Raw genomic sequence first — 25578 nt, 5'->3', positions numbered from 1 at the left:
TGTCACATGTCAGGGCGCGTGCGCGAGAGGCGCGAGGGCCACCAGGCCCGGTGCCCGAGGTCGTACGCCAGTGCCGGCACGAGCAGCGACCGGACCACGATCGTGTCGAGCAGCACGCCGAACGCGACGACGAACGCGATCTGCGCGAGGAACAGGATCGGGATGACGCCGAGGGCCGCGAACGTGGCGGCCAGCACGACGCCGGCGGACGTGATCACCCCGCCGGTCACCCCCAGGCCGCGCAGGACGCCCTCGCGCGGACCGTGGCGCAGTGCTTCTTCGCGCACCCGGGTCATGAGGAAGATGTTGTAGTCGACGCCCAGGGCCACCAGGAACACGAACGAGTACAGCGGCACGCTCGGGTCGGCGCCCGGGAAGTGGAACACGTGGTCGAAGACGAGAGCACCGACACCGAGGGCCGCCGCGAACGAGACGATCACGCTGCCGATCAGGACGAGCGGTGCGACGACACTGCGGAGCAGGAGCATCAGGATCAGCAGGATCACGACGAGCACCACGGGGATGATGAGCGTGCGGTCGCGGATGCCGGTGTCGTTCGTGTCGACCGCCGTCGCGGTGACGCCACCGACGATCGCGCCCGGGTCGACCCGTTCGACGGCGGTGCGGAGGTCGCGGACGGTCTGCTCGGCGGCGTCGGAGTCTGCGGCGTCCGACAGGGTCGCCTCGAGCAGGACGTCGCCGCGGGAGACGGTCGGCGCGGCGCTGCCTGCGGTGTCCCCGGTCACCGGGACGGTGCCGGCGGGGCTGTCCTTCGCCGCGGCCACGACACCGTCGACCCCGTCGACCGCCGTGATCGCGTCGACGAGCTGGTCGAGGTCCCGCTCGGCGCCGATCACCTGCGCGGGGCTGCCGGAGCCGCCGGGGAAGTGGTCGGCCAGCACGTCCTGCCCGTCGCGTGCCTGGGACGACCCGATGATCAGGTCGCTCTGCGGCACACCGTCGGCCTTGAGCCCGAACAGGCCGGCGCCCATCGCGAGCAGTCCGACCGTGCAGACGATCCACACCACCCGCGAACGACGGGCGACGAGCCGGCCGACGCGTGCCCAGACACCTCGGGCGTCGGGGCCGGTGAGCACGGGGTGGGCGCTGCCGTGCACGGGACGGAGGGGCCAGAACGCCGCACGGCGGAACGCGAGCAGCAGCGCGGGCAGGAGCGTCAGGGCGGCGAGCAGGCTGAACGCGATGCCGATGGCGGCGACGGGGCCGAGCGCCTTGTTCGAGTTGAGGTCGGACAGCAGCAGGCAGAGCACCCCGACGATCACCGTGCCGCCCGAGGCCAGGATCGGCTCGAGGCTCCCGCGCAGCGCGGCCTTCGTCGCGTCCCAGCCGGTGCGGTGGTCACGCAGGGCCTCACGGAAGCGCGCGGTGTACAGGAGCGCGTAGTCGGTCGCGGCACCGATCACCAGGATCGACAGGATCCCCTGCACCTGCCCGTTGACCGTCACGATGTCGGCCTTGGCGAGCCACCAGACCACGAGGATCGAGGCACAGAGGGCGAACGTGGCGGTCCCGAGCACCAGGACCGGGAGCAGGGGGGATCGGTAGACGATGATCAGGATCACGAAGACCGCGGCGAGCGCCACCCCGAGCAGCAGCCCGTCGATGCCGGCGAAGGCCTCGGTCAGGTCGGCGGTGAACCCGGCCGGACCGGTGACGTACCCGCGCAGACCGGACGGCAGCGCATCGTCCACGTCGGCCCGGACGGCTTCGACCGCGGCGCCGGTCTCGGCGTCCTGGGTGAGCGTCGCGACGATCTCGACCGCATCGCCGTCCTTGCTCGGGATCACCGGGCTGACGGCCTCGACGTCCGCGCGGTCGGTCAGCGTCGCGGTGAGCGCCTTCGCGTCGGCGAGGTCGGTCGAGGTCAGTCCCCCGTCACGCTCGAGGACGATGATCGCGGGTGCCCCGGACTCGTCGCGGAACTCCGAGGACCGCTCCTGCACCTTCGTGGCGTCGGCGGAGGCGGGCAGGAACGAGGTCTGGTCGTTGGTGGAGACCTCGGAGATCTTGCCGAAGAACGGACCGCCGACCGAGGCGATGCCGAGCCAGACCACGATGACGAGCGCGGGGAGGACGATGCGGAGGAAGCGGGACACGTCGGCGAGCGTACACCGATCGTCAGCATGCTGATTACTTGACGATCGCGCGCACCGCTCACCGTAGAATCACGACATGGAGGACACGACCGAGCAGTGGCCCCTCGGACGACTGCTGTCCGCGGCCGCACGCTCCGTCGAGCGGGACTGGGACGAACGACTCCGGGCCATCGGGCTCTCGCACGCCGCGGTGGTCGCGATCGACATCCTCATCAGGACCGGCCCGACCGGCGCCGACACCATCGCCCGCACGGCCCGGGTCCAGCCGCAGACGATGTCCCGCACCCTCGAGCGGATGGAGCGCGACGGCCTGGTCGAGCGCACCCCGCACGCCGCGGATCGTCGCCGCCGCGTGGTCAGCGTGACGCCGGCCGGCCGGTCGGCCTGGGAGACCGCGCGGCACATCGAGCGCGAGGTCCTGCCCGAGGACGCCGCCCTGCGGGTCGCGCTTCGAGAGGTCCTGGCGAAACCACCGCAGGACTGAAACGCTGTACTTGAAATACCACATGCGATAAGATCCTCGGGTCGGTTGCTCGCCGACCCGAACCCGCAGGAGTCCCCCGCATGTCCGAACGTCGCGCAGCCCGGGCGGCCGCTGACCACGCCCACCGCACCGCCATCCGCAGCACGCGCCGGCGACGGCCCTTCCTGGTCGCCCTGGTGGCGACGCTCGGCTCACTCGTCGGCATCGCCGTCGTGGTCGCCGTCGTCGCGAGTGTCTTCGTCGGCGGGCTCGCGCGGAGCTTCGACGCCGGTCGTGACACCATCGCCGACCCGTTCCCCGACGGAGCGCGGCCCAGCGCCACGGGCGGCGAGAACATCCTGCTCATCGGGTCCGACGCCCGCGCACAGGGCGGCCCCGAGGGTGCACAGCCCGAACTCGGCGGGCGGTCGGACACGCTGATGCTCGCGCACGTCCCCGCCGATCGACAGCACGTGTACCTCATGTCGATCATGCGTGACTCGTGGGTCGAGGTCCCCGGACACGGGCGGGCGAAGATCAACGCCGCGTACTCCTGGGGCGGGGTCGCCCTCACCACCCAGACCGTCGAACAGCTCCTGGACGTCCGGATCGACCACGTTGCCGAGATCGACTTCGCCGGGTTCGAGGACATGACCGATGCCCTCGGCGGTGTCACGGTCGACTCACCCGTGGCGTTCTCGGCGCGGGGCCACGACTTCACCACCGGGGCGAACCGGCTCGACGGGGCCGCCGCGCTCGCCTTCGTCCGGGAGCGCTACGCCTTCGCCGACGCCGACCACACCCGCGTCCGCAACCAGCAGGCGTTCATGCGCGGCGTCGTGGACGGGCTGCTGTCCCGCGACACCGTCACGAACCCCGGGCGCATCCAGGACTTCGTCACCGCGACGAGCGAGCACCTGTCGGTCGACGCGGGCCTGTCGTTCTCACGACTGGTCGGACTGGGCTGGTCGCTCCGAGGTGTCGGGGCAGACGACCTGGTGACCTTCACGGTGCCGACCGCGGGCTCCGGCACCTCGCCGGACGGGCAGTCGATCGTCAGGCTGAACGGGCTCGAGGTCCCCTCGCTGTCCCAGGCGCTCCGCTCCGACGACGTCGCCGGCTGGCTCACCGACAACCCGCAGTAGCCCCCGCCTCGCGCACGACGACGCCCCACGACTCGAGGTCGTGGGGCGTCGTCGTTTTCGGTCTGCGGAGAGATCAGGCGGGGAGCTGGAGCTCCTGGCCGGAGTAGATCAGGTTCGCGTCGTCGATGGTCGACGTGTTCGCGGCCCAGAGCTGCTTCCAGCCGCCCTCGATCTTGAGCTTCGTCGCGATCGTGTCGAGCGTGTCACCCGAGGCGATCGTGTACGTCTTGCCGCTCGTCTTGACCGGGGCCGGCTTGCTCGGCGCGGTCGCTGCCGGGGCCGGCGTCGACTCGGTGGTGCTCGGCGCGGCCTGCTGCGGCGCAGCCTGCTCGGCGGGGGCCGGAGCCGGAGCCGCCGGCTGCGGGGCGGCCTGCTCGGCCGGAGCAGGAGCCGGCGCGGGCGCCGGAGCGGCCGCTGCGGGAGCCGCACCGCTGGTGCCGCTCAGTCCGAGCTGGGCGGAGCATGCGGGCCAGGCACCCCAGCCCTGCGAGGCGAGGACGCGCTCGGCGACGGCGATCTGGGCCTCGCGGCTGGCGGAGGCGGGGTTGCCAGCGCCACCGTTCGCCTGCCAGGTGCCGAGGTTGAACTGCAGGCCGCCGTAGTAGCCGTTGCCGGTGTTGATGGCCCAGTTGCCGCCGGACTCGCACTGCGCGAGCTGGTCCCAGGTCGAACCGGACGCTGCGTTCGCGGGGGTTGCCGCGAGGCCGACACCGGTCGCGGCGATGCCGGCGAACGCCAGGCCGCCGACGATGGTGCGGGTACGGGAAAGCTTCTTCATGTGATTGCTCCACCGGGGTCACGAGCCGCATCTGCTGCGGGATCCACTGCCCACCCCGACCGATCGCGGTCAGTTGTGGGGTGCGCCACCGGGGGCAGTGGTCATCGGGCCGGCGGCACCTCGGTCGGCAACCATAGGAAACTCTTCACCGTTATCAAACTGAGACAAACGGTTCTACCCGTTCATGCTATGTACCCCTGGCGGAAACCTGTACGCCTCGATTCCCATGGCCATGGTCATCGACCCGTACCCGGGTACGTCACCTTGGCAATTCCCTGGCAATGACGACCGGGAGGCCCGGATCACGCCCGCGACAGGAGCGTGACGGCCTCGAGATGGCCGGTCTGCGGGAACATGTCGAGCACCCGGGCCCGTCGGAGCCGGAACGACGGCATGCGGGCCAGGTCCTTCGCCAGGGTCACCGGGTTGCAGCTCGAGTAGACGACGTGCTGCACGTCCGACTCCTCGAGCCAGGTCGACAACCGCTCGCCGATCCCGCGACGCGGCGGGTTCACCACGACGAGTTCGGGCACCGCATCCGGACGGGTCCGGAGGGCGTGCTCCGTGGCGTCGTCGGCGGCGAACCGGACGCCCTCGAGCCCGGCCTCACGCGCCGACTGCTTCGCCGAGCGGATCGCCTCGGCGCTCGACTCGATGCCGGTCACCGCACGGCCGGGACGAGCGGCGTGCAGCGCGAACCCGCCGACGCCGCAGTACAGGTCCCACATCGACGCGGGATCGAGTTCGTCGATCCAGGTCGAGGCCTGCGCGTACAGCTCGGTCGCGACGCCGGTGTTCGTCTGGAAGAAGCTCTGCGGCCGCAGGTGCATCGTGATCCCGCCGAGGCGCATCGGCAGGGTCTCCTGCTCGGTCAGCACGACCTCGCGGTCGCCCTCGGTGACGGCCTTGTGCTCGGGCAGCAGGTTGGCGGTCACGACGACCGCGTTCGGCAGCGCGGCGCGCAGGGTGTCGAGGTGCTGTCGGAGTCGCGGCAGCTGCCCCTCCGAACGCAGCACGAACCGGATCATCAGCTCGCCGTCGGGCGACTCGGTGACCAGGACGTACTTCAGCTCACCGCGGCGTGCGGCGACGTCGTACGGGATCAGCCCCGCGGTGGTGACGAACCCGGCCAGGACGGGCAGCGCGTGCCGGATGCCGGGGGTGCAGATCCCGCAGTGCCGCAGGTCGACCCCGCGCTGCCGGTGGTCGAGGATGCCGACGGTCGGGTGCTCGACGGACCCGCCGACGACCATCTTCGCCTTGTTCCGGTACCCCGACTCCGGGCTCGTGATCGCCGGTGACCAGGAGACCGCACCGGGACCCCCGGCGGCCTCGACGGCGTCGTGCAGGAGCTCGCGCGTCCGGAGTTCCTTGTCGAGGACCTGGTCAGCGTAGGGCTGGCCCATGAGCGTGCACGACCGGCACACCCCGCGGTCGAAGTAGTCGCACTGCATGGCCGAGTCAGGATACGGCAGCGTCCCGCGTCGTCGTGGCGATCCGGTACACCGAGGTCGTCGCCGTCAGGAAGAGCGTCGTGCCGTCGTCGCCACCGAAGCACAGGTTCGACGTGACCTCGGGGACGGCGACCTCGCCGATGCGTGCCCCGGCCGGGTCGAACACGACGACGCCGCGGTGGGACGACGACCAGACGTTGCCGTGCACGTCGACCCGGATGCCGTCCGGCGCGCCTTCGCCCGGCTCGAGCCGCGCGAACACCCGACCGTTCTTCAGCAGGTCGCCCCGGCGGTCGTACGCGCGGATGACCGGCTCGTCGCCCGACGAGCTCGCGATGTACAGCACCCGCTCGTCCGGGTCGAACGCCAGGCCGTTCGGCTCGTCGAGGTCGGTCGCCACGGGCCGCAGGTCCTCGCCCGCCGGTCCGCACCGGAACACCCAGTGGTCGCCGTACTCGCGGACGCCGGGGTGTCCCTCGCGCGGCTGGGTGATGCCGTAGGCGGGGTCGGTGAACCAGACACCGCCGTCCCGCGCGACGACGACGTCGTTCGGGGAGTTGAACCGGACGCCGTTCCACGTGTCGACGATCGGTGTGACGACCCCGTCGCGGTCACGCTCCACCCGGCGCAGGCCGTGCGAGCACTGCACGACGCTGCCGTCGCGATCGAGCGTGCGGCCGTTGGTGAACTCGACACCGTCGGCGTACACCGAGGTCTCCCCGGAGTCGGCGTGCCACTGCAGGATCCGGTCGCCGGGGATGTCGGACCACCGCAGCGTCCGCGTGGTCGGGATCCAGCAGGGGCCCTCGGCCCAGGTGCTGCCGGTGGCGATGCGGTCGAGCGCGTCGGGGTCCGGCACGAGGTCGTCGAGCAGCACGGGTTCTCCTTCGAACGGGGTGCCCACACTACTTTCCTCAGGCTGCGGCGGCGGCCTCACTGCGTCGTCGAACGGCCTTCTCGATCGCGGAGATCGCGAAGCCGAGCAGGATCGACGCCACGACGGCGACGGTCGTGACGAGGAAGGGCTGCTCGCGGCTCCAGCGCCCGGTGGCCGCGGCGATGCCGACGCAGTACGCGGCCCACACGACGTCGGCGAGCACGCAGCTGACCAGGAAGCGCCGGAGGTCGAGCCCGCTGTCCGCGCCGACCAGGTTCGTCGTCAACCGGCCCATCGGGATGAAGCGTCCGAGCACCGCGATGCGCCCGGGAGCGGCGCGGTAGCGGCCGTCGATGGCGTCGCGGGCCGCGCGGACCTTCGGACGCGCGAACCAGGACCGCGAACCGAGGTCGACGGAGCGCGCCAGGTGGTACAGCCCGAGATCGCCGAGGACCATGCCGATCGACGCCGCGACGACGAGGAAGAGCACCGGCACGAGCCCACCGTCGCCACCGACCAGGAGCGTGCCGATCGCGACGACGAGTGCCTGGCTGGGGAGGAAGACCGCCACGCTGCCGACGGCGAGCACCAGGCCGACCACGAGGAAGGCCCACGGGGTGCCGACGAGCTGGACGACCAGGTCCTGTGCTGCGTCCACGACTCACCCTCCACGGGCACCGGAGGGAGCGCACCGGCCTCCATCTTCGCAGGTCGGCGGCGCGCCGCTCACGTCCGGTCGACGATCGCCCGCATCGCCGCGGCCGCGTCGTCCGGCCGTCCGTCCACCACGGCACCGGCGAGCGCGAGGTGGAGGCCGACGTCGTGCCGGTCCGGACGGATGCTCCCGCGTTCCAGCAGGACCTGGCCCACGACCCGGTGCAGGCGTCGGTACAGCGTGTTGCCGGACAGGTCGAGCACGAGCGCGTGGAGCCGCACGTCCGCGGTCACGAAGTCGGGGCGGTCGTCGCGGGTCGCGGCGGCCGCGAGCTCGTCCGCGGTGGTGCGGAGCGCCTCCCGTCGGTCCGCACAGGCGTCGAGCGCCGCTCGCCGGGCTGCTGCGGCGGCCGCGGCGGGTTCGACCGCCGCGCGCAGCTCGCGGAGTTCGACCGCGACCCGGTCGCCGTCCGGGCCCCGCAGGCGCCACCGCACCACGCGCGGGTCCAGGACGTCCCACCGATCCGCATCGAGGACGGTGACGCCGACCCGGCGCCTGGCGGTGAGCAGGCCGAGGGCGACGAGGACACGCACCGCCTCGCGGACGATGCTGCGACTGGCACCCGTCCAGGCCACCATGTCGTCGACGCTCCGGCGGCTCCCCGCGGCCAGGGTGCCGGAGACCACGGCGTCACCGACCTGGTCGAGGACCCGATCGAAGGTGCTCGTCACCGCTGGGAGACCGGCGACAGCACGAGCTCGTCCACGCGGACGTGAGCCGGCGCCCCGAGCACGAAGGCGACGGTCCGCCCCACGTCCTCCGGCTGGAGCATGCGCTGGCGGGCGGCCGCGTCGGGGACCTCCGGCCGCTGGTCCAGGAAGTCCGTCGCGACGTCGCCCGGGCACAGGTGTGTGGCACGCACGCCGTGCTCGGCCTCCTGCTGGTTCAGGCTCCGGACGACCGATCCGAGCGCGGTCTTGCTCGCCGAGTACGCCACGCCGGCCCCGGGCTGGAAGGACCACCCGGCGTACGAGGACACGACGACCACGACACCGCCGGACGAGCGGAGTGCCGGCAGCGCGGCGTCCACGACGGTGACGACCGCGGTGAGGTTCGTGTCCACGATCGCCCGGAAGTCGGTCAGCGACTGGTCGTCCCACCGGCGTCGCGGGGCGTTGAGCCCGGCCGCCAGCAGGAGTCCGTCGAGCCGGCCGTGCCGCTCGAGCACGACGTCACGTGCGGCGGCCACGGCTGCGGGGTCGTTCGCGTCGAGGGGCAGGACGTCCGCGGTCCCGCCGGTTGCCCGGATGGCGCCTGCGACCTGCTCGAGTCGGTCCGCGCGACGCCCGCTCAGCACCACGGTCCAGCCGTCCCGTGCCGCCGCCTCGGCACCCGCGGCCCCCATGCCGCTGCCCCCACCCGTGACCCAGAGCACACGCTGATCCGTCATGCTCGAATAGTATGCCTATTCAAGGCACCGACGACGGGAGCAACGATGCACCTCGACCTGACCGACCGCGTGGTCGTCGTGACCGGCGCAGCGCGCGGGATCGGCCGCACGCTCGCCGACCGTTTCGTCGACGAAGGGTGCCGCGTCGTCGCACTCGACCTGGCCTTCGAACCGGACTTCCCGCTCGAGCACGTCGTGTGCAACGTCGCCGACCCGGCGTCCGTGCGCGACGCCGTGGACGAGGTCGTCGGGCGGCACGGCACGATCGACGTCCTGGTGAACAACGCCGGCATCAACGTCACGGGCACGGTCGCCGAACTGCAGTGGGACGCCTGGCGCCGCTGCATGGACGTCAACCTCGGTGGCACGTTCCTGATGAGCCAGGCCGTCGCACCGGTGATGCAGGCGGCCGGGCGCGGTCGGATCGTCAACGCCGCGTCGTTCGCGGCGATCGTGCCGAGCGTCGGGAGCGCGGCCTACGCGGCGTCGAAGGCCGCGGTCGTCTCGTTCACCCGGGTCCTGGCGTCCGAGCTCGGCCCGTGGGGGATCACCGTGAACGCGTACGCACCCGGCATGGTGCCGACGGCGATGAACGGCTTCGCGACGATGCCGACCGAGGCACAGGACCGTCTGCTGGACACGCTGTCACTCCGCCGGTGGGAGACTCCGGACGACGTCGCCGACCTGCTCGTCTTCCTGGCGAGCGACGCCTCGGGGTACATCACGGGCACCCTGCTCGACGTCTCCGGCGGCAAGCTCGCGACCCAGATCCCCGCCCGCGCGCACGGTCGGACCTGAGCGGACTGCTGTCCGGACGCACAGGTTCTCCACATGGCTCGCTTCGTAAGCTGTGAGAGCCCAGTGAGCCGGACTGCCGCCCGACCCCGAGGAGGTGCCCGATGGTCTTCGTCCTCGTCGCGTTCGCGATCGTCGCCCTGATCGTCCCCGCACTGACCCCCGTCCTCGGGCGCCGCGTCTTCTTCGTCGCAGCCCTCGCCCCTGCCGCCGCCGCGGTGCTGACGATCGCCCAGACCGACGCCGCCCTGCACGGCAGCGTCGTCGAACGGCACCAGTGGGTCCCCCAGCTCGACCTCGACGTCACGCTGCGGATGGACGCCCTGTCGTGGGTCCTCGCCCTCGTGGTGTCGATCGTCGGCGCGTTGGTGCTGGTCTACTGCGCCTCGTACTTCGAGCGGGACGAACCCGGGCTCGGTCGGTTCGCCGGGGTCCTGACCGCCTTCGCCGGCTCGATGTACGGGCTCGTGATCGCCGACGACGTCATCGTGCTGTTCGTCCTGTGGGAGGCCACGACGGTCTTCTCCTACCTGCTCATCGGGCACGACGCCGCGAAGCGCGCCAGCCGTGCCGCCGCCATGCAGGCGCTCGTGGTGACCACCGCCGGCGGCCTGGCGATGCTCGCGGGTCTCGTGATGCTCTCGGTCGCAGCGGGTACGACGTCGCTGTCCGGGATCGTCGCCGACCCCCCGAGCGGCACGGTCGTCTCGGTGTCGGTGGTCCTGGTGCTGCTCGGAGCACTGACGAAGTCGGCGATCGTGCCGTTCCACTTCTGGCTGCCCGCCGCGATGGCCGCGCCCACCCCGGTCAGCGCGTACCTGCACGCCGCGGCGATGGTGAAGGCCGGCATCTACCTGGTGGCCCGGCTCGCCCCCGCGTTCGCGCTGCTCGACGGCTGGCGCGAGACCATCACGCTGCTCGGTGTCGCCGGGATGCTCGTCGGTGGGTACCGGGCGCTGCGCCAGACCGACCTGAAGCTCCTGCTCGCCTACGGCACCGTGGCGCAGCTCGGGTTCCTGGTGCTCGCCGCCGGATGGGGCGCCCCCGCGGTCGCCCTCGGCGGGGTCGCGCTGCTCGTGGCGCACGCCGCCTTCAAGTCCACGCTCTTCCTGGTCGTCGGCGCGATCGACCACGTCGCCGGCACGCGCGACCTCGGTCGGCTCAGCGGGCTCGGCCGCGCCCGCCCGTGGCTGGCGGTCGTCGCGGTGCTCGCGCTGGTGTCGATGGCCGGGATCCCGCCCACGATCGGGTTCGTCGCGAAGGAAGCCGTGCTGACCGGCTTCACCGAGTCGCTGCACGGCCCCGACGCCGGCTGGGCGTGGTTCGCCCTGATCGGCGTGACCGTCGGCTCGGTGCTCACCGTGGCGTACTCGCTGCGCTTCCTGTGGGGCGCCTTCGCCCGGAAGCCCGGCGTCGCGACCGCCGAGCCGCACGCCCTGCACGGCCTCGCCGTCGTCCCCTCGGTCCTCGCGCTCACCGGCCTCGCCCTCGGCCTGCTCACCCCGGTGGTCGCGCACGGCATCGAGCCCGCTGCGACGACCGCGGCGCTCGGCGGCGAAGCGGTCCCGCACCTCGCGCTCTGGCACGGCCTGGAGCCCGCGCTCGGCCTGTCCGCGATCACCCTGGTCGGCGGCCTCGCACTGTTCGCCCTGCGCCGACCGGTCGAGGCGATCCAGCACCGGCTCGCCGGGTTCCCGAGCGCCGCGGGCACGTACCGGCACGGGATGCGGCTGCTCGACCGCGGAGCGACCGGGCTCACCGCGAGCCTGCAGCGCGGCTCGCTCCCCTACTACCTGACGGTGATCCTGTCGGTGTTCGTCGCCGGGGCGCTCGCCAACCTGGTGCTCGGTGGTCCGTGGGAGTTCCACGTCCGCTTCGCCGACTCGTGGGGCCAGATCCCGGTGATGATCGTGATGTCGATCGCCGGCATCGCGGTGCTCACGGCGAAGACCCGGTTCGCCGCCGCCGTCCTGGTCGGCGTCACCGGCTACGGCCTCTCGGTGCTGTTCGTCCTGCACGGCGCGGTCGACCTCGCCCTGACGCAGCTCGTGGTCGAGACCGTCACGCTGATCGCCTTCGTCCTGGTCCTGCGCCGACTGCCCCCGCGCATCGCGACGACGAACCCGTCGCGGTTCCGCATCGTGCGGGCCCTGTTCGCCGGGCTGGCGGGGCTGACGCTCGCGATCGTCGTCGTCGTCGCTGCCTCGGCCCGCACCGCGCGTCCCCTCTGGCCGGACCTGCCCGCGCTGACGAGCTCGTTCGGGCACGGTCTCAACGTGGTGAACGTCGCCCTCGTCGACCTGCGCGGCTGGGACACCCTCGGTGAACTCACCGTCGTGGTCGCCGCGGCCACCGGTGTCGCGAGCCTGATCTTCGTGAACTCGCGCGAGGACACCCTGCCCCGGCTGCGCGACCTGCCGGAGACCCTGACCGCGAACGGCGAGCGCACCGACGGTGAGCCCCGCGCCTGGCTGCCGACGAGCGCCGCGATCCCGACCGGGCGTTCGGCCCTGCTCGACGTGGTCGTCCGGTTGCTGTTCCACGGCCTGATCGTCCTGTCGGTCTACCTGCTGTTCGCCGGGCACAACGCCGCCGGCGGCGGGTTCGCCGGTGGCCTGGTCGCCGGCATCGCGCTCGCGGCCCGCTACCTGGCCGGCGGACCGGCCGAACTCGGCGCCGCGGCCCCGGTGCGCGCCGGTCGCCTGCTCGGCCTGGGGGTCGCGACGGCCGCGATCACCGCGATCGTGCCGCTGTTCTTCGGCCGCGAAGCCCTGTACTCCGAGTTCTTCGAGGCCACCGTCCCGGTCCTCGGCCACGTCGAGTTCGTCACCGCCACGTTCTTCGACATCGGCGTGTACCTGGTCGTCGTCGGCCTGGTGCTCGACGTCCTCCGCAGTCTCGGGGCCGAGGTCGACCGGCAGCGCCTCGAGGACGCCTCGACCCCGACACGCGACACCACCGAGGAGTCCGTCGGCGACACCCTCGATGCCCCCACCCCGGAAGGGAGCGCCACGTGACCGTCACCCTCGTCCTCGTGATCGCCATGGCGGTGCTGTTCTCGTGCGGCGTCTACCTGCTGCTCGAACGCTCCCTGACGCGGATGCTCCTCGGCTTCCTGCTGCTCGGCAACTCGCTCAACCTGCTGCTGCTGGTGATGTCCGGTGCCGCGGGCGACCCGCCGATCGGCAAGAGCGCCGAGGGCATCACCGACCCGCTCCCCCAGGCGTTCGCCCTGACCGCGATCGTCATCACCTTCGCCGTCAGCGCGTTCCTGCTCGCCCTGATCCACCGGTCGTGGCAGCTGTCCCGTGCCGACGAGGTCGAGGTCGACGAGGCCGACGCCGCGATCGGCCGCGACCGCGACGAGCCGGCCGACGAGGACCCGGAGACCACCACCGACGCAGAACAGGAGGCGACCCGATGACCTGGCTCGTCCCGCTCCTCGTCCTCGTCCCGCTGCTCGGTGCCGCGGTCGCGCTCGGACTCCTCCGGCACCAGAAGCTCCAGCGCGCGATCACCGTCGTGGTGCTCGTCGTGGCCCTGGCCGTCGCCGCCACGCTCATGGTCCTGGTCGACCGGCACGGCACGATCGTGGTGCAGGTCGGCGGCTGGGACGCCCCGTACGGCATCTCGCTCGTCGTCGACCGGCTGAGCGCCCTGCTGCTCACCGTCAGTGCGAGCGTCCTGCTGCTCGTCCTGCTGTTCTCGATCGGGCAGGGCCTGGCCGCCGACGACGAGGACGCCCCGGTCACGATCTTCTACCCGACCTACCTGGTGCTCGCGGCGGGTGTGCTCGACTCGTTCATCGCCGGCGACCTGTTCAACCTGTACGTCGCGTTCGAGATGCTGCTGGTGGCGAGCTACGTGCTCATCACCCTGGGCGGCAGTGAACAGCGTGTCCGGGCGGGCACGACGTACATCGTCACGAGCCTGATCGCGTCGGCGATCTTCCTCGCCGCCATCGGCCTGGTCTACGGCGCCACCGGCACGGTGAACATCGCCCAGATCAGCGAACGCGTCGCCGACCTGCCGGAGCACGTGCAGCTGCTCCTGCACACGATGCTGCTGATCGGGTTCGGCATCAAGGCGGCGGTGTTCCCGCTGGCGTTCTGGCTGCCGGACTCGTACCCGACGGCCCCGGCACCGGTCACGGCGGTCTTCGCGGGCCTGCTGACGAAGGTCGGCATCTACGCGATCATCCGGCTCGAGACGGTGATCTTCCCGCGGCCACAGCTCAACGAGGTGCTGCTGGTGGTCGCGGCGCTGACGATGGTGGTCGGGGTGCTCGGCGCGGTGTCGCAGACGGACGTGAAACGACTGCTGTCCTTCACGCTGATCAGCCACATCGGCTTCATGGTGATGGGCGTCGGCCTCGGCACCGTCGCGGGCACGGCGGCCGCGGTGTTCTACACGGTGCACCACATCGTCGTGCAGACCACGCTGTTCCTGGTGTCCGGCCTGATGGAACGCGTCGGCGGGACGACCTCGACCCGGTCGCTCGGCGGACTGCTGAAGGCCGCACCACTGCTGGCCGCCCTGTACCTGATCCCCGCGTTCAACCTGGGTGGCATCCCGCCGTTCTCCGGCTTCATCGGCAAGCTCGGCCTGTTCCGCGCCGCCGCCGAGGACGGGTCCCCGATGGCGTACGTCACCATCGGCGCCGGCGTCGTCACCTCGCTGCTCACCCTGTACGCGCTGATGCGGGTCTGGGACGCCGCCTTCTGGCGGCCGAAGCCCGCGGCCGAGGCCGCGGCCCCGCACGCGACGAGCGCCGAACCGCACGCCCACCTGCGGTCGCCGGAACCGGCGCCGCTCACCGTCTCCGAGGAGACGGGCGAGGCGTACCACCCGGGAGGCTCGGTGACGGTCACCGACGCACCGCACGCGGCCACCGCCTCCAGTCCGACCACCGGCGCGACCGAGGCGGTCGGCGAGGCCCCCGAGAAGGTGCGCCTGCCGCGCATGCTCGTCGGCGTGACGACCGTCGCGGTGCTCGGGTCCGTCGCCCTGACCGTCGTCGCCGGCCCGCTCTACGGCTACGCGACCCGCGCAGCGGAGTCGCTGGAGTCACCCGACCGCTACGTGCAGGCCGTGCTCGGAGGTGAGCGATGACCGACGTCCGCCGCATCTCGAACGCCAGGCGGATCGCACTGGCGTGGCGCTACGACGTGCCCCTGGTCGCGGGGCTCACCGTGCTGTGGGCGCTGCTCTGGGGGTCGTGGACCCCGCTGACGCTGCTCTGCGGCATCGTCGTGGCGCTCATCGTCACCCAGGCGCTGCCGCTCCCGCCGGTCCCGTTGTCCGCACGGTTCTCGATCGTGCACGTGCTGCGGTTCCTGGTGGTGTGGTCCGGGCTGGTCATCGTGGCGTCGTTCCGGGTCGCCTGGGTCGCGTTCCGCCCGCGCGGTGTGCGGCGCAGCTCGATCACGCTCGTGCAGCTGCACTCCACGTCCGAGATGACCTTCACGCTCGCCACCCTCGCGGTCTCGCTCGTGCCCGGGTCGTACGTCGCCGACGTCGACCTGCGGCGCCGCCGGCTGCTGCTCCACGTGCTCGACACCGAGCGCCTGGAACAGGTCGACGACGAACGCCGGATGGCACTCCGGATCGAGGCCATGGTGATCCGTGCACTCGGGTCGAAGCAGGACGTCTCCGAGCTGTCCGAGCCGCTGCCGGAGGTGACCCGGTGAGCCCCGCCGTCGTGGTGATGGCCGTCGCCGTCGCGCTGGTGCTCGCGCTCCTGGGGGCGACGTTCGCCCTCGCGGTGTTCCGCATCGTGCGCGGTCCGACCATCCTCGACCGCATGATCGGCTCCGACATGGTGCTGACGACCGTGCTCGTGGTGATCGCCGCCGCGATGGTCGTCCGCCAGGACCTGACCGGCATCCCCGTGCTCGTGGTGATCTCGGCCACGAGCGTGTTCGCCACCGTCGCTGTCGCCCGGGCCGTCACCCCCTCGGCGGACCCGTCCGACGAGGGCCTGACCGCCACCACACCCGAGCGCGCCGAGGAGGACCAGTCGTGATCGAGATGATCGAGTCGTTCGTCGACGACGCCGGCCTCCGGGCCTGGATCGCCGTCGGGCTGTTGCTCGTCGGGTCCCTGCTGTCGCTCGGGGCAGGGGTCGGCATCGTCCGGTTCCCGGACCCGCTCGTCCGCCTGCACGCGATGGCGAAGCCGCAGGTGCTCGGGCTCGCCCTCGCGCTGGCCGCGATCGTCGTCGCGGTGTGGACGTGGACGGCGTTCTGGGTCGTCCTGCCGATCATGGTGTTCCAGCTGTTCCTGGTGCCGGTCTCGACGCACATGATCGCCCGCGCCGGCCTGCGAGCCGACGACTACCGGCACGAGGACCTGCTCGTCGACGACACGGAGTCCTAACGCAGGCACTTGACGGACGGGAGGCCCGTGGCGGCGTCGCCACGGGCCTCCCGTCCGTCAGGTGGTCACGTTCGCCGTCAGGCGGTCGCGACCCGGCGGGGCAGCAGCAGGTTGCCGACCGCGGCGACCACGACGATGGCGGCGGAGACCGCCGGCAGCAGCATCGCCGCTGCGGTGCCGTGCTGCTCGGCGACGTCACCCGCGATCGCGGAGGCGATCGACTGGCCGACGATGACCGCGGACCCGAGGATCGTCATGGTGGTGGCGGAGCGGCCGACGGGTGACCGGTCCGAGCCGAGGCTGTACTGGGCGACCAGGGTCGGCCCGATCCCGATGCCCATGACCGCGAGGATGACGCCCGCGGCGACGACGGAGTCGGCGCTGGCGAACGCGATCGCACCGCCGAGGAGCACGACACCGAAGACGAGCCAGCGCCAACCGAGGCCGAACGCCCGGGGGAACGCCGCCGACCCGAGCGCCAACCCGGCGGACCCGATGCCCATCAGGCCGTAGAGCAGACCGGCCTGCGAGGCCTCGCCGTGGGTCTCCATGAACGCGGTGAGCGAAGTGAGCGTCGAGCCGAAGAACAGGCCGATACCGAGGATGCCGACCACCACCACCACGAGTCGCGGGCGCAGGAGCTGCCGCGCGGGTGCCTGCGTCAGCTCCGCGTGCTGGCCGACCACGAGCTTGCCGGTCGGGTGCAGCGCGAATGCGGTGACGAACACGAACGTCAGGACCGAGGCGCCGGCGACGGCCACCCACGGCGCGATCGCGCTGGCGAGGATGCCGACCAGGAACGGCCCGATGATGAAGACGGTCTCGTCGGCGGCGGACTCGTAGGCCATGGTGCCGCTGAGGGTCTTCTCGCGCCGTGCCGGGGCCATCCGCTGGCCGATGATCGCGACGAGCCGCGTGCGGGACATCGGGGCGACCTGCGGGGCCGACGCACCGATGCAGAACGCGACCGCGAGGACCGCGAGGTCGGGCGCGGTGCCGCTGACGACGAACGGGAAGAACCCGAGCAGCGCCGCGTTCACCAGGCCGACGGGGACGAGCACCGCCCGCTGGCCGAAGCGGTCGGCCGCGGCGCCGACCATCGGGCCGAAGATCGCCGAGCCGATGCCGACGGCGGCGGAGTTGACGCCACCGAGGGCGACGGAGTCACGGGTGGCGACGACCAGTGTCAGGACGCCGACGACCATCATGGCGAACGGGAGCCGGGCGATGAACGCGACGGGGAAGTACCAACGGCCGGCGAGGGAGACGAGTGAGGCGTCGGCTGCGGCCGGAGTGGTGCCGGTGTCGCTGGTGGAACGGGTCTGGAGCATCGGGGTTGTGCCTTCTCGGCCCGACCCGGTTCGGCGGGGGCGGACCCATCGGGTGCCGCCGTTGTCCGCCGGGGAGCCGGCGGCCGGTAGATACACACTGCGTGTTCTGAACAGCGCCCATCGTACCAAGCGGGCGTCCGGGCCCCGGAGGAGTTCGGGCCGGGCTTGGTCCCGCCGGTCACGACACCCCGTCGGCCGGTCGCGGCGCGGTCGCAGACCGTCGCCTGCGGCGCCGCCAGCCGACAGTTCGCGACCAGTCGGCAGGTGACCCGCGACGTGTCGTGACCGGGCCGCGCGGGCCGGCCCCACGACGGAACGCGACGGAACGCGACCGGACGGCGGACGGGAGGCGCGTGGCGGCGTGCCCCGCGCCTCCCGTCCGCCGTGCCGCACGCCCAGGGCCCCGCAGCGGTCACGACACCCCGTCGGCCGGCCGCGGCGCGGTCGCAGACCGTCGCCTGCGGCGCCGCCAGCCGACAGTTCGCGACCAGTCGGCAGGCGACCCGCGACGTGTCGCGACCAGTCAGCTGAGATGACCGGGCAACGAGATGCGACCAGCCGAGGAACTGCTGCGGCGGGTCGCTCGGGTCAGGAGACCTCGCCCGCGCGGGCTCCCGCCCACAGGTCGACGTCGGTGATGCCGACGGAGTGCTCGTCGATGACGCGGAGCTCCTCGTCGGTGAACGACGTGTTCGACAGCGCGGCGACGTTGTCCTCGAGCTGCGACACCCGCGACGCACCGATCACGAGCGACGTCACCCGCTCGTCACGGAGTGCCCAGGCGAGCGCGAGCTGCGCGAGGGACTGGCCGCGGGCGGCGGCGACGTCGTGCAGGGCGCGGAGGTGCTCGACGACCTCGGGCGTGATGCTCGACGCGTCGAGGGACTTGCCCGCCGCCGCTCGGGAGTCCTCGGGCACACCGTTCAGGTACTTGCCGGTCAGCAGCCCCTGCGCGAGGGCGGTAAAGCCGATGACGCCGAAGCCGAGTTCGCCGGCCGTGTCGAGCAGCCCCTCGGTCTCGATCCAACGGTTGAGCATCGAGTACGAGGGCTGGTGAATGAGGAGCGGGGTGCCGAGGTCGCGGAGGATCTCGGCTGCCTGCCGACTGCGCTCGGCGTCGTACGACGAGATCCCGACGTACAGCGCCTTGCCCTGCTGGACCGCGGTGTGCAGGGCGCCCATCGTCTCCTCGAGCGGGGTCGACGCGTCGAGGCGGTGCGAGTAGAAGACGTCGACGTAGTCCAGGCCCGTGCGCTGCAGGGACTGGTCGAGCGAGGCGAGCACGTACTTGCGCGAGCCGCCGCCCTGCCCGTACGGTCCGGGCCACATGTCCCAGCCCGCCTTCGTCGAGACGACCATCTCATCACGGTACGGCCGGAAGTCCTCACGCATCAGGCGGCCGAAGTTCACCTCGGCGGCGCCGTACGGCGGGCCGTAGTTGTTCGCGAGGTCGTGGTGGGTGATCCCGAGGTCGAAGGCCCGACGGCTGATGGCGCGCTGGTTCTCGAACGGCATGTCGTCCCCGAAGTTGTGCCAGTAGCCCAGGGAGAGCAACGGCAGGTCGAGGCCCGAGCGGCCGGTCCGGCGGTACGTCATCGAGTCGTAGCGGTCGTCACTGGCGATGTAGGTCATGCAACGAGCCTGGCACTCGAAGACGGCCACGGCCTCGCGTGCTTCGCTTCGCGGACCCATGATGGGTGCACCAGACCACGAGGAGACGACGATGGCACGGACGACGAAGACCGAGACCACCTTCACCGACGAGGAGCGCGCGGCGATGCAGGAGCACGCCGCCGAGGTCAAGCGCACCCGCAGCACGAAGGGCACCAAGGCCGAGAAGGCAGCGGCCGACGCCGCGGCGGTCGAGGCGAAGATCGCCGAGATGCCCCAGCCGGACCGCGGCCTGGCGGAGCGCATCCACCGCCTCGCGCTCGAGGTCGCACCCGAACTCGCGCCGAAGCTCTGGTACGGCATGCCCGCCTACGCGCGCGACGGCAAGGCCGTGTTCTTCTTCCAGGACGCCGCGAAGTTCAAGGCCCGCTACGCGACGCTCGGGTTCCAGGACTCGGCCGCGCTCGACGACGGCACGTTCTGGCCGACGTCGTGGGCGATCAGCCCGGAGTTCTCCGAGGCCGACGAGGCACGGGTGGCCGAGCTGATCCGCCGCGCGGTCGGGTGACGGTGCTCGGGCTGGGGGCCGCTCCCGTCTTCGCCCTGCTGTTCCTGGTGCTGTACCTGCTCGGACGACGCCGGGACCCGCGGATGCTCCGCAACGGGGTGTTCCTGACCGCGGCCGTGCTGTTCGGGCTCGCGACGGTCGTGTCCGTGCTGACCGCGGTGGTCCCCGGGTTCAGCCTGCTCGTCGCCGTGGTGCTGTTGCTCGTGCCGCTCGTCGTGGTGGTGCTCGGGGTCGCCCTGGTCGCGAACGGCCTGCAGATGCTCCGGGCCGAGGGCCGCAGCGTCGGCAACCTGCTGTCGCTCGCCGCCGGGGTGGCCGTGTTCGTGCTGCCGGCGGTCGCCATCGCCCTGCTCGTCTCGGGGAGCGGTGAGGGCTTCACGCTCTGGGACGGCACGAAGATCGCGGTCGCCGTCCTGATGGTGTTCGTCTGCGGGTACTTCGCCCTGTCCCTGGTCGCCTTCGCCCTGTACTCGGTGGTCTACGGGCGGACGCGGCACGGCATCGTCCCCGACACGATCGTCGTCCTCGGCTCCGGGCTCGTGCACGGCGAGGTCCCACCGCTGCTGCAGAGCCGGCTCGACCGGGCGCTCGGCGTCTACCGGGCCGAACGGAGCGCCGGACGCCGGCCGCTCCTCGTGCCGTCCGGCGGGCAGGGCGACGACGAACCCCGCCCCGAAGGCACCGCGATGGCCGAGTACCTGGTGGCGAACGGCGCCGACCCGGACGACGTGGTGCCGGAGACCGCGTCCCGGAACACCCGCGAGAACCTGCGGTTCTCGCGGGACGTGCAGACGGCCGCCGGACGGGACGGCCAGATGGTCGTGGTCACGAACAACTACCACGTGCTGCGGGCCGCGACCCTGGCCCGTCGCCTCGACCTGCCGGCCCAGGTCGTCGGCGCGCGCACGGCCGCGTACTACGTCCCGAGCGCGTTCCTGCGGGAGTTCGCGGCCGTGATCGTCGAGCACCGCTGGCTCAACGTCGTCGCCTGCACGCCGTTCGTGCTGTTCACCGGGTTCCTGCTCTGGGAGTCGTTCCAGCAGCGGTAGACGCGACCCACGGACGGACTGGAGGCCCGTGGCGGGCCCGCCACGCGCCTCCGGTCCGAGCCGCCGTAAGATCTCGACCATGGTCGAGATCCAGCCGCCACGTCCCACCGACCTGCTGCCCATCGGCGAGATCGTGCGCCGCACGGGCGTGGCCGCCTCGGCCCTGCACTTCTACGAGCGCAAGGGGCTGATCCACCCGGAGCGCACCGACGGTGGCACGCGGATGTACCCGCGGCACGTCGAACGGCGGATCGCGATCATCCAGGTGGCCAAGCGCCTCGGCATCCCGCTCAGCGAGGTCGCCGAGCAGTTCGAGGCGCTGCCCGCCGACCGCATGCCCTCGCTGCGCGACTGGAACCGGCTGAACGAGCGGTGGCGCGCACGACTGCGGGCCCGCCAGCTGGAGCTCGAGCGCCTGCAGCAGGAGATGACGCAGTGCATCGGCTGCGGCTGCGTCTCGCTCGGGGCCTGCTCGGTCGTGAACCCGGGCGACACCCTGGGCGACGAGGGGCACGGCGCACGCCGACTGCTGCCGATCGAGGACGACGCGGCCGGCGCTGCCGGCGCTGCCGAGGACGCTGTCGCCTAACCCGCGCGCAGTCCGTCGTCGATCCGCTGCAGCAGCGCGAGCGCCTCGGCCGTGCCCCGCTCGTCGCCGCCGAGTGCCGTCCGGAGCTTGCCGGACCAGTGCCGGTAGAGCCGGTCGACGCTCTCCTGCGCCAGCGCGGTCGAGTGCAGCTGCACGGTACGGGCGTCGGCGGGGTCCTGGCGCCGCTCGACCATCCCCTTGGCCACGAGCGACCGGAGCGCGACGCTGAGGTTGCTGCGCTGCAGGGCGGTGGCCTCGGCGGTGGCGCTGGGCGAGGTGCCCGGGTTGCGGTTGATCCAGCGCATCACGAGCGCCTCGGTGCCGGTCAGCGGCACGATGTCGAGCGTCTCGGAGCCGTGTGGATCGATGTCACGCGCGATCCTGAGCAGGACATCCGCGAACTCGGCGAGGACGTGGTCGGACACGGCGGAGTGCATGTCCGTACTGTACCGATCTCCGGCGATGAGTTATGCTTTCATAACAATGACCACGGACACCGGAACCATCCGCGCGACGATCGCGACACCCACGACCAAGCAGCAGGGCATCACGACCGCGCTGCTCCTGGTGCTCGGCCTGCTCAGCGCCGTCGCCCCCTTCGCCACCGACCTGTACCTGCCGGCGTTCCCGCAGATGACCACCGAGCTCGGGGCGAGCGCCACCGCCGTGCAGCTCACCCTGACCGCGTTCCTGGTGGGCGTGACCGCGGGCCAGCTCGTGTTCGGCCCGCTGTCCGACCGGTTCGGCCGCGTGCCGCCGCTCATCGCCGGTGCCGCCGTGTGCGTGCTCGCCAGCATCGCCGCGGTGCTGGCGCCGAACATCGGCGTGCTCATCGCCGCCCGCCTGCTGCAGGGCCTCGGCGGTGCGGCCGGCATGGTGATCAGCCGTGCGGTCATCTCCGACCTGGCCACGGGCAAGTCCGCCGCCCGGGCGTTCTCGCTCATGATGATCGTCGGCGGGGTCGCCCCGGTCGTCGCACCGTTGCTCGGCGGTCTGCTCACGGGCCCGATCGGCTGGCGCGGCCTGCTCTCGATCGTGCTCGGCCTGTCGGTCGTCATGCTCGTCGCGGTCCTCGCCGTGATCCGCGAGACCCACCTGAAGGAACACCGCGACACCCTGCGCGCGGAACGCCGCGGCTCGGGCTCCGCACTCCGAGCCCTGCGCTCCCGCACGTTCCTCGGCTACACGGCCGTGTTCGGCTTCGCGTTCGCCGTGATGATGGCCTACATCTCCGCATCACCGTTCCTGTACCAGGACATGATCGGCTTCGGCACGGTCGGCTACGGCCTGGCCTTCGGGCTGAACGCCCTGGCGCTGATGGGCGTCAGCATCCTGTCCGCCAAGCTCACCGCGACCCGTTCGGTCACCGGGGTGCTGTCGCTCGGCATCGTGCTCGTGCTCGCGTCGACCGTCGCGTTCGCGCTGCTCGTCGCCTCCGGGGCGCCGGTCATCTGGCTCGCCGTGCCGCTGTTCACCGCGGTGGGCTCGCTCGGCCTGGTGCTCGGCAACGCCACGGCGCTCGCCCTCGGTGCGGTTCCGTCGGCCGCCGGCAGCGCCTCGGCCGTGCTCGGTGCGCTGCAGTTCGGGCTCGCGGCGCTCGTGTCCCCGCTCGTCAGCATCGGCGGCTCGGACACCGCGGCACCGTTGGCGATCGTGATGCTCGCCGCCTCGGTGGTGGCCGTCGTGGCGCTGCTCGCGGCGCGGGGCCGGACCAGCACGGCCCGCTGACCCAGCCCGGCGTCAGCCCCGCCGCGGCCGCAGGAACGGCACCCGCGGCATGAGCCAGTCGACCCACACCACCCGCACCCCCGGCGCCACGGCGAGCGCCCACAGGATCGAGGCAGCGGCGTCGGTCGGGTAGTGCACCGCGTCGATCGACACCGCGAAGAACACGATCACGATGGCCACGACTCCCAGCGTCAACGCCAGTCGGTGCCACCGGGTCTCGCGGAGCAGCCAGATCAGGGCGATGACGAACGCCGTGATGTAGACCGTGTGCCCGCTCGGGTACCCGGGGTCGGGCTGCACCGGGAACGGGTGCGGCAGCACGGCGACGTCGGGCCGGGCACGGTGCACGATCTCCTTCACGACGGCGGACGGCACCCACGTGATCGCGATCGTGCCGCCGAACGCCAGCGCCGGGCGCAGGTCGCGCGTGCGCCACCAGATCACGGCGACGACGACGACCGTGATCCCGATCGCCGGGGCCGGACTGATCACGTGGTAGACCGCCGTGGTGAACACCCCGGTGAACCCGGTGTGCAACGCGTTGAGGGCCGTGGACAGCCCGAGGTCCACCGTGCCCAGGGTGAACCCGACGATCGTGATGACGACGACCGCGACGACGGCGATCGCCACCGAGACGAGCGGGTACGGCGAGCGCTCGAGGATCCCGTACGCGGCGGGCTCCCGTCGGCGGGGACGGAGGAGCGGCGCGTCGTCGGTCATCAGACCATCGTGACAGCCCGACCTCGGCATCTGGGGTCGAGCGAGCCTCACGATCATCCGAAAGCGTTCAGCGCAGCGGTCGGGAGTAGACAGGACGCATGCCAACCGTTGCCGAGAACATCGTCGCCACCCTCCGCGCCAACGACATCCACCGGGTCTACGGCCTGCCCGGGGACTCCCTGAACGGCTTCACCGACGCCCTGCGCAAGGACGGCACGATGCGGTGGGAGCACGTCCGTCACGAGGAGGCTGCTGCGTTCGCCGCCTCGGCCGAAGCTGCCCTGACCGGTGACCTGACCGTCTGCGCCGGCAGCTGCGGCCCCGGCAACCTGCACCTGATCAACGGCCTGTACGACGCGAACCGTTCTCGGGTACCGGTCCTGGCGATCGCCGCGCACATCCCCACGGCGGAGATCGGCTCCGGCTACTTCCAGGAGACCCACCCGCAGGAGCTCTTCCGCGAGTGCTCCGTCTACGTCGAGTACGTCGCCGACCCGGTGCAGATGCCCCGCCTGCTCGAGATCGCGATGCGCGAGGCGATCGAGAAGCGCGGCGTCGCGGTGCTCGTGATCCCCGGCGACGTCCTGCTCGCCGAGGCGGAGGACGACCGCGTCACCCGCATCGAGCGGACCACCCCGCGGATCGTGCCGAGCGAGGCCGAGCTGCAGCGCACCGCCGACCTGCTGAACGGTGCCGACCGGATCACGATCCTGGCCGGAGCCGGCGTCGCGGACGCCCACGACGAGGTCGTCGCCCTGGCCGAGCGCCTGCAGGCCCCGATCGTGCACGCACTGCGCGGCAAGGAGTACATCGAGCACGACAACCCGTACGACGTCGGGATGACCGGGCTCCTCGGCTTCGCCTCCGGGTACCGCGCGATGGAGGACGCCGACGTCGTGCTCATGCTCGGCACCGACTTCCCGTACCAGCAGTTCTTCCCGGCCAAGGCGAAGCACGTGCAGGTCGACATCCGCGGCTCGCAACTCGGCCGTCGGCACCCGGTCGACATCGGCCTGGTCGGCACCGTCAAGGACACCGCCCTCGCACTCGTCCCGCTGCTGACCGGCTCGCACCCGACGAAGCACCTCGAGGACTCCCTGAAGCACTACCGGAAGACCCGCGAGAAGCTCGACGACCTGGCGGTCCCCGCCGGGAAGAAGAAGCCCCTGCACCCGCAGTACGTCGCCCGGGTGCTCGACCGGCTCGCCGCCGAGGACGCCGTCTTCATCCCCGACGTCGGCTCCCCCGTCGTGTGGGCGTCGCGCTACCTCACGATGAACGGCAAGCGTCGGCTGATCGGCTCGTTCGTGCACGGCACGATGGCGAACGCCGTCCCGCAGGCGATCGGTGCGCAGACCGCCTTCCCGGACCGGCAGGTGATCGCGCTGGCCGGCGACGGCGGGCTGACGATGCTCCTCGGCGAGCTCATCACGATCGTGCAGAACAAGCTGCCCGTGAAGATCGTGGTCTTCGACAACTCGTCGCTCAACTTCGTCGAGCTCGAGATGAAGGCCGCCGGCTTCGTGAACTACGGCACCGAGCTGCAGAATCCGGACTTCGCCGCGGTCGCCGAGGCGATCGGCATCAAGGGCTTCCAGGTCGACGTGTCCGACGACTTCGAGGACGCGATGGCCGCCGCGCTCGCGCACGACGGCCCCGCGCTCGTGTCGGTCCGCGCGAACCGCCAGGAGCTCTCCATGCCCCCGGCGGTCACGCTCGAGCAGGCGAAGGGCTTCACGCTCTACGCCATCCGCACGGTGCTGTCGGGTCGCGGCGACGAGCTGCTGGACCTCGCGTCCACCAACGCGCGCCAGCTGCTGTAGACGCGAGCGGACGACGGACTGGAGGCGCGGTGCCAGCTGGCACCGCG

General features: G+C 71.9%; 25 protein-coding genes. 14 read left to right on the top strand and 11 right to left on the bottom strand.

What is annotated here, in order from left to right; all coding sequences use genetic code 11:
* Positions 1-2: 2 nt before the first annotated feature.
* Positions 3-2117: an MMPL family transporter gene (locus ITJ50_RS16720; RefSeq protein WP_194590972.1), complete on the bottom strand. Its 2115-nt coding sequence runs from the start codon at positions 2115-2117 to the stop codon at positions 3-5.
* 76 nt (positions 2118-2193) lie between these two features.
* Here ITJ50_RS16720 and ITJ50_RS16715 point away from each other — a divergent pair, with 76 nt between their 5' ends.
* Positions 2194-2601, top strand: coding sequence for a MarR family winged helix-turn-helix transcriptional regulator (locus ITJ50_RS16715; RefSeq protein ID WP_194590971.1), 408 nt, complete (start codon positions 2194-2196; stop codon positions 2599-2601).
* Positions 2602-2681: 80 nt separating this feature from the next.
* Positions 2682-3725 carry an LCP family protein gene (locus tag ITJ50_RS16710; RefSeq protein ID WP_194590970.1) on the top strand — a complete coding sequence of 348 codons (1044 nt, stop codon included), beginning with the start codon at positions 2682-2684 and terminating at the stop codon, positions 3723-3725.
* A 73-nt stretch (positions 3726-3798) separates the two neighbouring features.
* Here the strand turns inward: ITJ50_RS16710 and ITJ50_RS16705 are convergent, their stop codons facing one another.
* The 6 genes from ITJ50_RS16705 to ITJ50_RS16680 all read right to left on the bottom strand — a co-directional run bounded on the left by ITJ50_RS16705 (position 3799) and on the right by ITJ50_RS16680 (position 8939).
* Positions 3799-4503 (bottom strand): transglycosylase family protein, encoded by a 705-nt coding sequence (locus tag ITJ50_RS16705; RefSeq protein ID WP_140449189.1) that lies wholly within the window; start codon positions 4501-4503, stop codon positions 3799-3801.
* 302 nt (positions 4504-4805) lie between these two features.
* Positions 4806-5957 (bottom strand): 23S rRNA (uracil(747)-C(5))-methyltransferase RlmC, encoded by a 1152-nt coding sequence (gene rlmC / locus ITJ50_RS16700; protein WP_017887546.1) that lies wholly within the window; start codon positions 5955-5957, stop codon positions 4806-4808.
* 7 nt (positions 5958-5964) lie between these two features.
* On the bottom strand, positions 5965-6861 hold the full coding sequence (locus ITJ50_RS16695) for an SMP-30/gluconolactonase/LRE family protein (RefSeq protein WP_140449188.1): 897 nt from the start codon (positions 6859-6861) through the stop codon (positions 5965-5967).
* A 10-nt stretch (positions 6862-6871) separates the two neighbouring features.
* Complete coding sequence (locus ITJ50_RS16690; RefSeq protein WP_042539863.1) at positions 6872-7492, bottom strand: DedA family protein; 621 nt, start codon at positions 7490-7492, stop codon at positions 6872-6874.
* Positions 7493-7560: 68 nt separating this feature from the next.
* Positions 7561-8220 (bottom strand): FadR/GntR family transcriptional regulator, encoded by a 660-nt coding sequence (locus ITJ50_RS17975; RefSeq protein ID WP_140449187.1) that lies wholly within the window; start codon positions 8218-8220, stop codon positions 7561-7563.
* The gene (locus ITJ50_RS16680) at positions 8217-8939 is read right to left on the bottom strand and encodes an SDR family oxidoreductase (RefSeq protein WP_056073227.1); all 723 of its coding nucleotides are present in this window, start codon (positions 8937-8939) and stop codon (positions 8217-8219) included. Before ITJ50_RS16680 ends, ITJ50_RS17975 begins: the two co-directional genes overlap by 4 nt.
* Positions 8940-8984: 45 nt before the next feature.
* Between ITJ50_RS16680 and ITJ50_RS16675 the strand changes: the two genes are divergently transcribed.
* The 7 genes from ITJ50_RS16675 to mnhG all read left to right on the top strand — a co-directional run bounded on the left by ITJ50_RS16675 (position 8985) and on the right by mnhG (position 16112).
* Entirely contained in the window at positions 8985-9737 is a 753-nt protein-coding gene (locus ITJ50_RS16675) for an SDR family NAD(P)-dependent oxidoreductase (RefSeq protein WP_042539867.1), read from the top strand.
* Between the two features lie 101 nt (positions 9738-9838).
* Complete coding sequence (locus ITJ50_RS16670) at positions 9839-12751, top strand: Na+/H+ antiporter subunit A (protein WP_194590969.1); 2913 nt, start codon at positions 9839-9841, stop codon at positions 12749-12751.
* Entirely contained in the window at positions 12748-13158 is a 411-nt protein-coding gene (locus tag ITJ50_RS16665; RefSeq protein ID WP_017887553.1) for a Na(+)/H(+) antiporter subunit C, read from the top strand. Before ITJ50_RS16670 ends, ITJ50_RS16665 begins: the two co-directional genes overlap by 4 nt.
* Positions 13155-14846 (top strand): Na+/H+ antiporter subunit D, encoded by a 1692-nt coding sequence (locus tag ITJ50_RS16660; RefSeq protein WP_017887554.1) that lies wholly within the window; start codon positions 13155-13157, stop codon positions 14844-14846. The genes ITJ50_RS16665 and ITJ50_RS16660 overlap by 4 nt, the downstream gene beginning before the upstream one ends.
* A complete protein-coding gene (locus ITJ50_RS16655; protein WP_017887555.1) occupies positions 14843-15424 on the top strand; it encodes a Na+/H+ antiporter subunit E in 582 nt (193 codons plus the stop codon). The genes ITJ50_RS16660 and ITJ50_RS16655 overlap by 4 nt, the downstream gene beginning before the upstream one ends.
* On the top strand, positions 15421-15759 hold the full coding sequence (locus ITJ50_RS16650; protein ID WP_083389355.1) for a hypothetical protein: 339 nt from the start codon (positions 15421-15423) through the stop codon (positions 15757-15759). Before ITJ50_RS16655 ends, ITJ50_RS16650 begins: the two co-directional genes overlap by 4 nt.
* Positions 15760-15764: 5 nt before the next feature.
* The gene (gene mnhG, locus ITJ50_RS16645) at positions 15765-16112 is read left to right on the top strand and encodes a monovalent cation/H(+) antiporter subunit G (RefSeq protein ID WP_228499857.1); all 348 of its coding nucleotides are present in this window, start codon (positions 15765-15767) and stop codon (positions 16110-16112) included.
* A 77-nt stretch (positions 16113-16189) separates the two neighbouring features.
* On the opposite strand, the gene ITJ50_RS16640 is transcribed toward mnhG, so the two are convergent.
* Positions 16190-17443 (bottom strand): MFS transporter, encoded by a 1254-nt coding sequence (locus ITJ50_RS16640; RefSeq protein ID WP_071251758.1) that lies wholly within the window; start codon positions 17441-17443, stop codon positions 16190-16192.
* 588 nt (positions 17444-18031) lie between these two features.
* Complete coding sequence (gene mgrA, locus ITJ50_RS16635) at positions 18032-19075, bottom strand: L-glyceraldehyde 3-phosphate reductase (protein ID WP_194590968.1); 1044 nt, start codon at positions 19073-19075, stop codon at positions 18032-18034.
* Between the two features lie 91 nt (positions 19076-19166).
* Between mgrA and ITJ50_RS16630 the strand changes: the two genes are divergently transcribed.
* The 3 genes from ITJ50_RS16630 (at position 19167) to soxR (ending at position 21260) form a co-directional block, all read left to right on the top strand.
* Positions 19167-19622: an iron chaperone gene (locus ITJ50_RS16630; RefSeq protein ID WP_031259984.1), complete on the top strand. Its 456-nt coding sequence runs from the start codon at positions 19167-19169 to the stop codon at positions 19620-19622.
* Positions 19623-19624: 2 nt separating this feature from the next.
* Positions 19625-20671 carry a YdcF family protein gene (locus ITJ50_RS16625; protein WP_323749920.1) on the top strand — a complete coding sequence of 349 codons (1047 nt, stop codon included), beginning with the start codon at positions 19625-19627 and terminating at the stop codon, positions 20669-20671.
* A gap of 79 nt (positions 20672-20750) precedes the next feature.
* Positions 20751-21260 (top strand): redox-sensitive transcriptional activator SoxR, encoded by a 510-nt coding sequence (gene soxR / locus ITJ50_RS16620; protein WP_071251755.1) that lies wholly within the window; start codon positions 20751-20753, stop codon positions 21258-21260.
* On the opposite strand, the gene ITJ50_RS16615 is transcribed toward soxR, so the two are convergent.
* A complete protein-coding gene (locus tag ITJ50_RS16615) occupies positions 21257-21697 on the bottom strand; it encodes a MarR family winged helix-turn-helix transcriptional regulator (RefSeq protein WP_040419831.1) in 441 nt (146 codons plus the stop codon). The genes soxR and ITJ50_RS16615 overlap by 4 nt on opposite strands.
* 46 nt (positions 21698-21743) lie before the next feature.
* On the opposite strand from ITJ50_RS16615, the gene ITJ50_RS16610 reads away from it, so the two are divergent.
* The gene (locus ITJ50_RS16610; RefSeq protein WP_194590966.1) at positions 21744-22988 is read left to right on the top strand and encodes a multidrug effflux MFS transporter; all 1245 of its coding nucleotides are present in this window, start codon (positions 21744-21746) and stop codon (positions 22986-22988) included.
* 12 nt (positions 22989-23000) lie between these two features.
* Here the strand turns inward: ITJ50_RS16610 and ITJ50_RS16605 are convergent, their stop codons facing one another.
* Positions 23001-23708, bottom strand: a complete 708-nt coding sequence (locus tag ITJ50_RS16605) for a phosphatase PAP2 family protein (protein ID WP_194590965.1) — start codon at positions 23706-23708, stop codon at positions 23001-23003.
* Positions 23709-23806: 98 nt separating this feature from the next.
* On the opposite strand from ITJ50_RS16605, the gene poxB reads away from it, so the two are divergent.
* Complete coding sequence (poxB, locus tag ITJ50_RS16600) at positions 23807-25531, top strand: ubiquinone-dependent pyruvate dehydrogenase (RefSeq protein WP_194590964.1); 1725 nt, start codon at positions 23807-23809, stop codon at positions 25529-25531.
* Positions 25532-25578: the final 47 nt, after the last annotated feature.

Source organism: Curtobacterium sp. VKM Ac-2889 (genome assembly GCF_015350855.1).
Classification (GTDB): domain Bacteria; phylum Actinomycetota; class Actinomycetes; order Actinomycetales; family Microbacteriaceae; genus Curtobacterium; species Curtobacterium poinsettiae.
Note: the sequence above shows the minus strand (reverse complement) of the source record. Positions and strands in the feature narration are given on the sequence as shown.

What these genes read in the sequence shown, in the direction of transcription:
- ITJ50_RS16640 (WP_071251758.1), bottom strand. Translation starts at nt 17,443, where the DNA reads ATGCTCCAGACCCGTTCCACCAGCGACACCGGCACCACTCCGGCCGCA.
- ITJ50_RS16715 (WP_194590971.1), top strand. Translation starts at nt 2,194, where the DNA reads ATGGAGGACACGACCGAGCAGTGGCCCCTCGGACGACTGCTGTCCGCG.
- ITJ50_RS16710 (WP_194590970.1), top strand. Translation starts at nt 2,682, where the DNA reads ATGTCCGAACGTCGCGCAGCCCGGGCGGCCGCTGACCACGCCCACCGC.
- soxR (WP_071251755.1), top strand. Translation starts at nt 20,751, where the DNA reads ATGGTCGAGATCCAGCCGCCACGTCCCACCGACCTGCTGCCCATCGGC.
- poxB (WP_194590964.1), top strand. Translation starts at nt 23,807, where the DNA reads ATGCCAACCGTTGCCGAGAACATCGTCGCCACCCTCCGCGCCAACGAC.
- ITJ50_RS16680 (WP_056073227.1), bottom strand. Translation starts at nt 8,939, where the DNA reads ATGACGGATCAGCGTGTGCTCTGGGTCACGGGTGGGGGCAGCGGCATG.
- ITJ50_RS16670 (WP_194590969.1), top strand. Translation starts at nt 9,839, where the DNA reads ATGGTCTTCGTCCTCGTCGCGTTCGCGATCGTCGCCCTGATCGTCCCC.
- ITJ50_RS16655 (WP_017887555.1), top strand. Translation starts at nt 14,843, where the DNA reads ATGACCGACGTCCGCCGCATCTCGAACGCCAGGCGGATCGCACTGGCG.
- rlmC (WP_017887546.1), bottom strand. Translation starts at nt 5,957, where the DNA reads ATGCAGTGCGACTACTTCGACCGCGGGGTGTGCCGGTCGTGCACGCTC.
- ITJ50_RS16660 (WP_017887554.1), top strand. Translation starts at nt 13,155, where the DNA reads ATGACCTGGCTCGTCCCGCTCCTCGTCCTCGTCCCGCTGCTCGGTGCC.
- ITJ50_RS16610 (WP_194590966.1), top strand. Translation starts at nt 21,744, where the DNA reads ATGACCACGGACACCGGAACCATCCGCGCGACGATCGCGACACCCACG.
- ITJ50_RS16675 (WP_042539867.1), top strand. Translation starts at nt 8,985, where the DNA reads ATGCACCTCGACCTGACCGACCGCGTGGTCGTCGTGACCGGCGCAGCG.
- mgrA (WP_194590968.1), bottom strand. Translation starts at nt 19,075, where the DNA reads ATGACCTACATCGCCAGTGACGACCGCTACGACTCGATGACGTACCGC.
- mnhG (WP_228499857.1), top strand. Translation starts at nt 15,765, where the DNA reads ATGATCGAGTCGTTCGTCGACGACGCCGGCCTCCGGGCCTGGATCGCC.
- ITJ50_RS16630 (WP_031259984.1), top strand. Translation starts at nt 19,167, where the DNA reads ATGGCACGGACGACGAAGACCGAGACCACCTTCACCGACGAGGAGCGC.
- ITJ50_RS16615 (WP_040419831.1), bottom strand. Translation starts at nt 21,697, where the DNA reads ATGCACTCCGCCGTGTCCGACCACGTCCTCGCCGAGTTCGCGGATGTC.
- ITJ50_RS16705 (WP_140449189.1), bottom strand. Translation starts at nt 4,503, where the DNA reads ATGAAGAAGCTTTCCCGTACCCGCACCATCGTCGGCGGCCTGGCGTTC.
- ITJ50_RS16605 (WP_194590965.1), bottom strand. Translation starts at nt 23,708, where the DNA reads ATGACCGACGACGCGCCGCTCCTCCGTCCCCGCCGACGGGAGCCCGCC.